The organism is Salirhabdus euzebyi, from assembly GCF_014207435.1.
In the GTDB taxonomy this organism is placed as follows: Bacteria; Bacillota; Bacilli; order Bacillales; family Alkalibacillaceae; genus Salirhabdus; species Salirhabdus euzebyi.
Genome location: NZ_JACHGH010000002.1, coordinates 376810 through 386930, shown reverse-complemented (window position 1 = coordinate 386930; position 10121 = coordinate 376810). Strand labels below are relative to the sequence as shown.

The window sequence follows — 10121 nt, the reverse complement described above, 5'->3', positions numbered from 1 at the left end:
TGATAGTCCTCCGCCCATTTTTATTAATTATATTGAAACACAAAAACCCGGAAAGGGCACTTTTTATCAGTGTCCGCTTTCCGGGTTACAGTTCAGATCTCTTGCTGCGTCTTTCCCTGTTTGTTGAAAATACTCCAAGTCTATTCAAACACTTTAAACTCAATTTTAGACTCCAATTTAACCTTCTCTCGATTTTCATCCTTTTCTTCAGTTCCGCTTAGGAGTTCTATATGACCATTCACGACATAATAACCTTTAGGAAATCCAAAATCTACGAAACTTTGAATAAAGCGAACATAAGAATCGTTGTCATCTTTTGGACTGTAAGATGCCTTTCTATCGTACATAAAGCGATAGGGTTCCCCTTGTTTTAAAGTGGTTGATATTAAAACAGCTTGTTCCTCATTCTTATCCATTCTTCTATATTTAATATCGTAATCTCTAACGATTTCTTTTATAGAAAAAATTATTGCTGAAAGAGGAATTTCTACTTCTTCCTTTTCACCTACATACTCTATTTCTCCAAATAACTTAACTTCTTCTCCGTGTTTATATTCTTCCTTTTCACTCACAAGTCGAAAAATAACGTCATTATATTTTACTTCATCATTTGATTTTGAAACTTCATATTTTTCTAATTTACTATTAAAAGTACAACCTGAAAGGAAAACGAGGAATATCATAAAAATTATTTTCAGAAATTTATTCACTCAATTTTCGCCTCCTTTGTTCCATCCTTACGTTTATATATTTTAACATAAAATTCCAGTTGACCCTTTGAAAACTATAAAAAAAAAGATCGTCTCGCTGACGATCTGCTTGTTCCACTCGTGACGCCTTAGTTCTAAAAACATTGTGTAAGTAAAATTAATTAAGTAACAATAATCGAAATTCAAATTACTAGTTGAGATAAACATCTCATTTCTATATATACTATCTAAGTTGAACTATTTCCAATTGGACTTCTGCAAATCCCAATTGGAATACCTTTACGGTTAATGGTTTTTTTTACATTGACAATAGCATTTCCTTGATAAACTTGTTCCATAATATTTGCTATTTTTTCACTTTCTTGCTTACTTACTTTTTGTTGCATAAGCAATTTTTGGAACCATTGACTTATTTCCGCAGGGAAAACATTCCCAGCAATGGAAGACAGACGATTATATCCATGTAATACTTTTTCTTCTAAATCCACTTCTCCACCAGCATAAAAATAAAAATCATTTCTATGTAAACCTTTTTTTATTCTTTCAACCTTTTCTTTATTGCCAGCATCTTTTATTCCAATTACTAAGTCTATCTTACTTAAATGAATAATACTTTTTTCTGACAAATCAAATCCAGTTCTTTTTGGGTTGTTATATAAAATGGTAGGCTTGTTACTAAGGTGTATAATTCTCTTTGTATAAACGAGTGCTTCTTCTTGTGTCGGGATTACATACGGTGAAAATCCAAGCATGATACCTGATATTTTTGTGTGACGAATCTTCTCCGCTAATTCCTCTGCCTCTTTCTGTCTAATTGAGGCCACACCAAATATAATTTCCATATTACGAATGAGTTCTTCTTCCAGTTCTAAACCGTTTATTATTGCCATTTTCTCTTGGAGGTTCAGACTATGCTGTTCTCCAGTAGTTCCAGAGACAAGAATAGATTTTACTCCTTGTTTATACAGGTCTCTTATATGACTTATTGTCCCTTGAACATTTAAAGATTCATCTTCAAAAAAAGCTGTTGGTACGGCAATATGTACTTTTTCTGTTAGCATTATTATCCCCCATATCCTTTTTACTACTTAAGCTAAATAGCTTAGTGAGTACAGTAAGTTCTCTAAATAAGAGCATAAACCCTTCTAGAGTTCATGCCCTTTTTTATAAAATGAAAACATGCATATGTCAATTTGGTCTTCAACTCACTATACCTTAAAATATAATACAGAGTTCCTTATTTTTATTAGAAAAATACATACTTTATCAATTAGAATAAATCTATAGTCCTTTTTGTGCACGAATGTAGTCTTTACATATATCATTCGCAACATTCTCGTTAATCCCATCTGATAGACGTAACAGAATTTTTAGTATTTTTAGTAAACTCATTTGAACGGTCGAGTACATCACAATTCCTATTTGTAATTCTTTAATAAATCCAAAATACGTATGGAAACCGATTGTCGTTCCGCCATGATGAATTAGCGGATAATCGCTCCATTTCTTTTCCTCAATGAACCAACTAAGCCCCATGTTTACTCCTTTGAAAGCTTTAACTCCTTGATCTTGATGGGTAAAAGCTATTGCCTCTTTTAGAGGATTATCAGTCATTTCCAATTGGTGCTGCAAATAGATCATCATATCATCAATCGTACTTCGAAATGCTCCAGCCCCATGAAGAGACCCAAACTCTAAAGGTGGAATCATCTCTCCTTTTTTGTTGTAAGCATGTACGTATCGGCTCAATTGCTCTTCTGTTGGCCGTATAAACGTGTCGTGCATTCCAAGTGGGTTTAAAATGTGTATTTTAATGGCCTCTTCATAATCCATACCTACAATTTCACTCAATACATTTCCTAATAATGCTACACCAATGTTTGAGTAACCCCACTTTTTCCCAATTTCCTTTTTTAAATCATGTTGCATATAAAAATCATGGAAATAATCTAACGAATAGTGCTTATAAATATTATCCCTATTTTGCTTATCTTCTTTTATTATTTTTCGAAGTGTCTTAATGTCTTCCCTCGGTAGACGTGATGTGTGCGTAGCCAAATGCCGAAACGTTACTTCTTTGCCATCATAAGTAAGTGCCTTTTTGTAAGCTGGCTTATACGTAACAATTGGTTCGTCTAAAGCAACCCTTCCTTCTAGAACGAGCTTAGCAAGCAACAGACTCGTAAAGGTTTTGGTAGTTGATCCAATTTCAAATATACGTTTTTCAGTGGGTATTCCCGGTTTATTATCATAAAACTCACCAGCAACAATTCTTTCTTCTCCAGTAACGACACCTAAAGCATAACTAGCATTTTTGGCGGCATTCATATCTTTCTTGATTAAATCATAAGGAATGTTTATCATCCTAATTTCCCTCCACTTCTCTCTCTTTGAATAGTTGAAAGACTTTTTCTATAAAGGTTTCTACTTCCTTTGGAAAATAAGAACATAGGAACTTACCCTCATCAATTTCTTCCAATTTTACTAGTTCCTCTTGTGCATCAGGCGTTAAAATATTGTTTAAACTGTTATATATTTGTCTAGCTAAATCTTGTACCTCTTTATCAGATGGGTCTAAACCTTTATTATGTAATTCCTGTAATCCTTGTAAATAGCCGATAAATTCCCTTTCTATTACTTCTCTTTCTTCCGCTTCCTTATCCTTTAGAAATGCTTTATCGACTAACTCCTTGGAGAAGTGCTGGGCTAAAAATGCACGCTGCTCCTTTTCATGTTGAATAGAGTGGATGATCCCTAGTAGCATATTACTATCGTATTCACTATCTTTTACTAGCTTTTCTACTCTAGTTATCGTCTGAATAACAAAGTCGATTTCCTCTTTCTTCTTTTCTAGCATTTCTTTTTGTTGCTTAAACGTATCTTGCAAACGATTATCATTTGTTTCCAATAAATTTTTCTTAATATCTGTAAGGGAATAACCAAGGTATTTTAAGGTTAAAATTTTTTGTATTTGGTTAATGTCGTCTAATCCATAAAGACGGTGTCCCTTTTCGTTATAATGGGACGGTGTTAATATGCCAATTCGATCATAGTAACGAAGCGTTCGTTCCGTTACACCGGTTAAAGTGGCAAAAGCCTTTACAGCATACAGCTTCTCTGTCATGATTCTCTCCTCTTTCCTACTTCTTATCTCAAATGTACATCATGACGTAACGTCAACGTCAAGCTTTTTACAAGAAAATATATTCATAGACGCTAATGACGCGGCATATTTTCGACCTCCTTTCATATAAATGTACTAAGAATAATAGACTGGGGGAAAAATATATGACGAATGCTTTTAAGGTGGAAGAGTCTTTTGAGTTATCAGAAGAAACGTTAAAAAAATTTTACGACCTAAACATGCAAAAGAAAGAAATAGAGAAAGAAATGAATCAAATAAAAAAAGAAATACATCATTATTTAGATAAAACTGTTGGAAAAGAACAAAAAGGTGAGGTCAAACGCGGAAAATACAAGGCGCAGCGAGTAATCAAATCTTCCACAAATTACGACGAAGAGAAGACCGTACGAAAACTAGAAAACTTGAAGCTAACAGACTTTATTATGGAAGTGAGGCTACCGGATACAGAAAAACTAGAGGCAGCGATGAAGATAGATTTAGTAAAAGAAGAAGACTTCCTTGACTGTAAGACGAATAAACTCATGCAAGCCATTACAGTTAAAGAAATGAGCATATAACAGAAGGGGTCCTGAAAGTGTTCAAACTTTTAGGACTCCTCTTTGTTTTCTTTTAGAGTAGATATAACAAGTTACAAGTTAGGTTTCAAAAAGATACGATAGCAATTTACTTATGAAGTAGTAATTAAAGGATAAACTAGGAAGGGTAAATACTACATAGGAGTGATACGATGATTTCACTTGAAGGAAAGAGTGCAATTATTACAGGAGCAGGAAGAGGAATTGGACGAGCAACAGCAATAGCCCTAGCAAAAGAAGGGGTAAATGTAGGACTAATCGGTTTAAACATGTCTAATCTGGAAAATGTGTCAAAGGAGTTGGCTGATTATGATGTAAACGTTTCTGCAGCTACAGCTGATGTAGCTGATTTAGAAGCAGTTCAGCATGCTGTTGAACATATTCGTGCAGATCTTGGGTCCACCGATATACTCATCAACAATGCGGGGACAGCTAAATTTGGAGGATTTTTAGAGTTAACTCCAGAGGAATGGGAAAACATTATTCGCGTTAATGTAATGGGTGTATACAACGTCACGAGAGCAATACTACCTGAAATGATGGAAAGAAAATCAGGTGATATCATTAATATCGCTTCAACAGCCGGTCAAAAAGGAGCACCTGTCACAAGTGCTTATAGTGCATCAAAATTCGCTGTGATGGGATTAACGGAATCGTTATTAATGGAAGTAAGAAAGGACAATATTCGTGTAACGGCATATACGCCTAGTACAGTAGTTACAGACTTAGCCTATAGTGCCAACCTAATTAATGGGAATGAGGAAAAGATTATGCAACCAGATGATTTAGCAGAATTAATCGTAGCTGGCTTAAAGCTAAATCCAAGAGTGTTTATCAAAACAGCCGGACTATGGTCTACCAATCCTTAATATGTAAATGATTTTTTGATAGTGAAATTCTAATAGGTGTTCCATTCATATGAATAGAACACCTATTTATATGATCAATAAGTACTGAATCCTTAACGACGATAATCCTTCTTGTAACAGGAATAGGTAACATGATCTTTATTAAAAATATAAACTTCTTTTTCCACATTAAAACCAATTTTCTCCGCAACACGTCTTGACGGTATATTTTTCGGGTCAATGATACTGATTAATTTATTTAAACCTAACACATGTAAGCCATATTCTTTGCAGGCTACTGCAGCTTCTGAGCTGTAGCCTTTAGACCAAAACTTCCTATGAATGTGGTAACCTATTTCGACTTCCATGACACCGTCAACTTGTTGTTTAACTAGCCCACAATCACCTATTTAACTCTCCGGATTCCTTCAAGCACACTGCCCATAATCCAAAACCATCTTCTTTATATCTTATTTGGTTTCTTTTCACCCAACTTTTTGTTTGATCATATCGAAAAGGTGCTGGGTAAAACTCCATCGTTTCTGCATCAGAAAAAACGGAATGTAGTGTAGGTATGTCTTCTTCTTTAAAACCCCTCAATAACAATCTCTCCGTCTCGATTACATTCATCGCATAATCTCCATTCTTATTCACTTTCCGGTAACACACAAAAACATCTAAAAGCGAAATCATTGCTCTTCATTAACCTAAAACCGATGCTGGTTTTCCAGCAACTTCGTAAAAGGTTATTTTTGGGATAATACTGCTCATCCTCCCAAACCAGGTTCTCTATGAATGGTTTCATCAGCTTTTTCAGTTAATATTACGTTCTACAATGAAAAAGAATAACACATACGTCAGCAACTATCTAAAATAGGAACAAGGCTACAATGCAGCCTATGAAAATAACTGGGACTAATAAAAGATAGATGATAGAAAGACTGGAGAAACTCTTTTTACTACTATAATCTTTATTCGTAGCATTTGCGGCTACTAAAGTTAAGATTAAGGCAATAGTGCAAATAAAAATAGCTATAAAAACAATGTATTTCATCTAAATCCTCCTTTTACAACCGGAAGGTGCTTTGTGGTTATGTTCGGTGATTTTTGGCTAGAAAAAGAATTTATTATAGGAACGTTATGTGGTGGCTTTATCTATCAGCCAATTCACCATTTCTTCAATCATGTTCAAACTAATCGTATGGTCAACATTTCGATATTCACTATACGTTATATCACTGTCTCTTACTTTTTTCCTCATTTTTTCATAAAAATACTTTGGCGCTATAGGTGATAACACACTATCGTTACTTCCGTGTAACAGTAAAATAGGACGGTCTTGAATTATGTCCACGTGATTATGTAGATCAAACTTAGCAAGCACTTGACGTTCTTCCTCTGTAATCGGGCCACGTCCATCCTTTTCTCTCCATAATCTTTCTGACTCAACCCATGCTGGAGATCCATTAATCGAGACGAAAAAACGAATAGCTGGATTTTGTGCAAAAATACCAGATGAAATGATGCCACCTGTCGAACTTCCAATTAATCCTATATTCTCTTTTTGAGCTATACCCGCTTTGATAGCTGATTGAAATAACTGATTGGACTCTTCAACTGTATGAATCACTGTTTCCCAAAAATAGGTTTGCATCACGTTTTGATCGAATGGATTAGCAAGAGGATTTCTCGTGCTGTGATGAATCATTTCAGGTAATACAACAATAAAACCATACGACGATAAAATTTTCGCTAAAAATACTTGGTTTTCTGGTGCAGATCCCCAGCCATGATAAATAAAAAGCGTAAATCCGTTTGCTTTAACTGGTTCTGATAGTAAACATCTAATATGATGCAATTCTATTTCTCTTATATTGTCTTTAGTATACATGGGCTTACTCCTTCTTTTACAGCATCATCCCAATTAAATCTTCACGCTCCTTTATCGAAGCAGACCTGTAAGCTTGATTTTTGTATGTACAATTACATTCAACGACAAAGGAACCTTTCTTCCACAAAAATGTGTTCCTCTTTCACCTCGTTCTGAAAATAAAGAAGGTGCAGGGCTTGATGGTTCCATAATCCCAATTGTATCGCCAGTTTTTAATCTTGCTGGTATTATAGCTAGCACCATTTCTTTTCTCCGTAACCTTGCAGCATAATCTATTTTATCAAAATAATCCATTCGTGTATTCCCAATAAATCAGTAGATTATAAACAAATAAATGCCTGACACTAAATCAGTGGCAGGCATTTATTTGCAATATGAGTTGTTTTAAATATCTGTAATGCAAGAATAATAGTCCATGGAATTTACTCCATTCTCATACATTCTCTTTATACGATGCTCTAGTTGAGCGAATGGGGTATTTTAAACTACTTATTTTCTAAATACGTAAACCAGTACGGTACTTTAACATATAGTTTGAACTTTCTAATTCGGAAGGCAGTAATTCATTTCCGACTATTCCATTTTCTAATAAAATAATTCGATCTGCTAACGCAACTGCATCTGTTTGGTCATGTGTTACGAAAATCGATGTCGTATTCGTATGTTTCAAAATCTCCCTCAATTCGCTCCTAATCTTTATTTGTAAATGGGCGTCTAAATTACTGAATGGTTCATCAAATAATAGTAAAGAAGGTGCAGGAGCAAGTGCTCTAGCTAACGCTACTCGCTGTTGTTGTCCTCCACTCAACTCATAGGGATAACGATTTTGATATTCTGTTAAACTTATCAAAGAGAGCATTTCATCTACACGTTTTTGCTTTTCCATTTTTGACATTTTCTTAAGGCCATATTTTATATTTTTTGTTACTGTCATATGAGGGAAGAGTGCATAATCTTGAAAAACGATGCCTATCCCTCTTTTTTCCGGTTGAACAAAGTGATGGCGGTCCACAATGATGTTCTCATTAATGGAAATGGAGCCCGAGCTAGGCATTTCCAATCCAACAAGCAATCTCAATAGTGTACTTTTGCCACTTCCACTCTCTCCAAGTATGGAAACAATTTCACCCTTTTTAATCGATAAAGAGAAGTTATCGATAACAGCTTTTGCTGATTTACTGTATTGATATTTCAAATTTTTAATCTGCACAAACATTACTGACCACTTCCCTTTTCGGATATTTTATGAAAGAAAAAGATACAAATGCCGCTAATAAGAATAATGATTAAAGATGCGGATGCCGCTTCATTAACCATCTCATCGTTCGCATAACGAAAGGCCTTGGTGGCTAAAGTAAAGAAATTAAATGGCTGTAGTAACATCGTTAATGGCAACTCTTTCAAAATATCAATAAATACGAGGATAAATCCTCCAAATATTGCCCCTTTTAACATCGGAATGTCCACTTTAAAAAAAGTTTTAACAGTGGAGACACCCAGTGACCGAGAAGCTTCCGTAAAAGAATTACCAATTTTTTCGAATCCTGCCTCAATACTGTTATATCCAACTGTTAAAAAGCGAATAACATAGGCTGTAATGAGCATCACAATACTTGTCCGGAAAACAATTATTGGGTCCATTTGAAAGTAGCTAAAAATGGACATTAAATATTTATCAAGTCCAACAAAAATCGTAATGACGGAAATAGCAATTACGGCTCCGGGTATGGAGTAACCTAAAACAGTAATCTTTGCTATCACTTTTGTGTAGATTCCTTGATAAATTCTTGTATAATTCGATATAATCACAGCAACTATTACGATTAATATAGATGAAATAGCTGCAACAAAAAAAGAATTTTTTATAAGTGCAAAAAACTCAACAGTAACAATTTTCTCATAGGTCATAAATGTCCATAAAACTAATTGGATAAACGGAATCATGAATGCAAAAGAAAAAACAGCTAAACAATAGGTTGTTGCCATGGTTGCTTTGTAGCCTGTTAATCGTTTAGGAGTAATTGGTTTGATTTTGGTGGAAGAATAACTATACCTTTTTCTCCCCCTAGCAAATTTTTCAAATAGCAACAGAAGAATCACAACAACCATCAATGTTCCAGCTAGTTTAAAAGCTGATTCCAAGTCACTCATACCAGACCACGTTTGAAAAATGGCAGTGATAAAGGTTTGGATCCCAAAATATTTAACCACACCATAGTCATTTATCACCTCTAGGGCAATGATACTGACTCCTCCAATAATAGCTGTCCTAGAAATAGGAAGTACAATTCGGAAAAATGTACCCACCGAACCACCTCCCAAAATTCGAGCATTTTCTATAATGGAAGCGGACTGGTTTGCCAAAAAACTCCTTGTAATCACATACATATATGGAAAGAGAAACATCGTAAAGATAAAAACGGCTCCACCAATATTCATAATATCAAAGTATTTCTGATCCACGTGAATATCAAATGCATTTCGAAGTGTTGACTGAATAATTCCCGTGTAATCTAGTATTCCTTGGTAAGTATAAGCCCCAATGAAAGGTGGAATTGCTAGTGGTAAAATCAAAGCCCATTTTAGAAAATTTCGTAAAGGGAATTGGTAAGCAGTAACGACCCAGGCTAAACTAACACCAATTATAGTAGTCAAAACACCTGTCAAAATAATTAATACCAATGTATTACTTAAAATATCGAGTAACAAGTACTCTTTTATATGTAACCAATTTTCGTTAGGTTCTGCAAAAAAATGTTTAGCAACGAGCATAGTCGGCAATAAAATAATTAAAATAAACACGCTACTAAGTAAAACCCATATATTTAGTTTCTGTTTTGCTTGCTGTATCAATCTCATAGCCAAACACCCTTAATCTATGAAAATAGTTATTCGGTTTGCCGTCTTAAAACGAATGTAACCGTACCACCATAAAGTGGTACGGTAATGAGT

11 protein-coding genes and 1 pseudogene are annotated in these 10121 nt (G+C 34.6%); 2 read left to right on the top strand and 10 right to left on the bottom strand.

The window, feature by feature from the left end:
• Positions 1-140 precede the first annotated feature (140 nt).
• From HNQ94_RS05110 to HNQ94_RS05095, 4 genes are all read right to left on the bottom strand, one after another.
• Positions 141-710, bottom strand: coding sequence for a hypothetical protein (locus tag HNQ94_RS05110; protein WP_174494757.1), 570 nt, complete (start codon positions 708-710; stop codon positions 141-143).
• A gap of 227 nt (positions 711-937) precedes the next feature.
• The gene (locus HNQ94_RS05105; RefSeq protein WP_174494758.1) at positions 938-1771 is read right to left on the bottom strand and encodes a dihydrodipicolinate synthase family protein; all 834 of its coding nucleotides are present in this window, start codon (positions 1769-1771) and stop codon (positions 938-940) included.
• A gap of 220 nt (positions 1772-1991) precedes the next feature.
• A complete protein-coding gene (locus HNQ94_RS05100; protein WP_174494759.1) occupies positions 1992-3074 on the bottom strand; it encodes a serine hydrolase domain-containing protein in 1083 nt (360 codons plus the stop codon).
• A gap of 1 nt (position 3075) precedes the next feature.
• Positions 3076-3834, bottom strand: a complete 759-nt coding sequence (locus HNQ94_RS05095; protein ID WP_174494760.1) for a MerR family transcriptional regulator — start codon at positions 3832-3834, stop codon at positions 3076-3078.
• Positions 3835-3998: 164 nt separating this feature from the next.
• Here HNQ94_RS05095 and HNQ94_RS05090 point away from each other — a divergent pair, with 164 nt between their 5' ends.
• Together HNQ94_RS05090 and HNQ94_RS05085 are read left to right on the top strand one after the other, a co-directional pair.
• Positions 3999-4412: a hypothetical protein gene (locus HNQ94_RS05090; protein WP_174494761.1), complete on the top strand. Its 414-nt coding sequence runs from the start codon at positions 3999-4001 to the stop codon at positions 4410-4412.
• A gap of 170 nt (positions 4413-4582) precedes the next feature.
• Positions 4583-5299 carry a 3-ketoacyl-ACP reductase gene (locus HNQ94_RS05085; protein WP_174494762.1) on the top strand — a complete coding sequence of 239 codons (717 nt, stop codon included), beginning with the start codon at positions 4583-4585 and terminating at the stop codon, positions 5297-5299.
• Between the two features lie 92 nt (positions 5300-5391).
• Here HNQ94_RS05085 and HNQ94_RS05080 read toward each other — a convergent pair.
• The 6 genes and pseudogenes from HNQ94_RS05080 to HNQ94_RS05055 all read right to left on the bottom strand — a co-directional run bounded on the left by HNQ94_RS05080 (position 5392) and on the right by HNQ94_RS05055 (position 10028).
• Positions 5392-5908, bottom strand: a pseudogene (locus HNQ94_RS05080) (GNAT family N-acetyltransferase).
• 238 nt (positions 5909-6146) lie between these two features.
• Positions 6147-6332, bottom strand: a complete 186-nt coding sequence (locus HNQ94_RS05075; protein ID WP_174494763.1) for a BshB3 potential contributor to bacillithiol synthesis — start codon at positions 6330-6332, stop codon at positions 6147-6149.
• Positions 6333-6416: 84 nt separating this feature from the next.
• Positions 6417-7169: a prolyl oligopeptidase family serine peptidase gene (locus tag HNQ94_RS05070; RefSeq protein WP_174494764.1), complete on the bottom strand. Its 753-nt coding sequence runs from the start codon at positions 7167-7169 to the stop codon at positions 6417-6419.
• Positions 7170-7220: 51 nt separating this feature from the next.
• The gene (locus tag HNQ94_RS05065) at positions 7221-7463 is read right to left on the bottom strand and encodes a hypothetical protein (RefSeq protein WP_174494765.1); all 243 of its coding nucleotides are present in this window, start codon (positions 7461-7463) and stop codon (positions 7221-7223) included.
• A gap of 202 nt (positions 7464-7665) precedes the next feature.
• A complete protein-coding gene (locus HNQ94_RS05060; RefSeq protein WP_174494766.1) occupies positions 7666-8385 on the bottom strand; it encodes an ABC transporter ATP-binding protein in 720 nt (239 codons plus the stop codon).
• Positions 8385-10028: an ABC transporter permease gene (locus tag HNQ94_RS05055; protein ID WP_174494767.1), complete on the bottom strand. Its 1644-nt coding sequence runs from the start codon at positions 10026-10028 to the stop codon at positions 8385-8387. The genes HNQ94_RS05060 and HNQ94_RS05055 overlap by 1 nt, the downstream gene beginning before the upstream one ends.
• Between the last annotated feature and the right edge of the window lie 93 nt (positions 10029-10121).

Excerpts from the sequence above, each read along its gene's own strand:
- HNQ94_RS05105 (WP_174494758.1), bottom strand. The coding sequence starts at position 1,771 with ATGCTAACAGAAAAAGTACATATTGCCGTACCAACAGCTTTTTTTGAA.
- HNQ94_RS05100 (WP_174494759.1), bottom strand. The coding sequence starts at position 3,074 with ATGATAAACATTCCTTATGATTTAATCAAGAAAGATATGAATGCCGCC.
- HNQ94_RS05095 (WP_174494760.1), bottom strand. The coding sequence starts at position 3,834 with ATGACAGAGAAGCTGTATGCTGTAAAGGCTTTTGCCACTTTAACCGGT.
- HNQ94_RS05090 (WP_174494761.1), top strand. The coding sequence starts at position 3,999 with ATGACGAATGCTTTTAAGGTGGAAGAGTCTTTTGAGTTATCAGAAGAA.
- HNQ94_RS05085 (WP_174494762.1), top strand. The coding sequence starts at position 4,583 with ATGATTTCACTTGAAGGAAAGAGTGCAATTATTACAGGAGCAGGAAGA.
- HNQ94_RS05075 (WP_174494763.1), bottom strand. The coding sequence starts at position 6,332 with ATGAAATACATTGTTTTTATAGCTATTTTTATTTGCACTATTGCCTTA.
- HNQ94_RS05070 (WP_174494764.1), bottom strand. The coding sequence starts at position 7,169 with ATGTATACTAAAGACAATATAAGAGAAATAGAATTGCATCATATTAGA.
- HNQ94_RS05065 (WP_174494765.1), bottom strand. The coding sequence starts at position 7,463 with ATGGATTATTTTGATAAAATAGATTATGCTGCAAGGTTACGGAGAAAA.
- HNQ94_RS05060 (WP_174494766.1), bottom strand. The coding sequence starts at position 8,385 with ATGTTTGTGCAGATTAAAAATTTGAAATATCAATACAGTAAATCAGCA.
- HNQ94_RS05055 (WP_174494767.1), bottom strand. The coding sequence starts at position 10,028 with ATGAGATTGATACAGCAAGCAAAACAGAAACTAAATATATGGGTTTTA.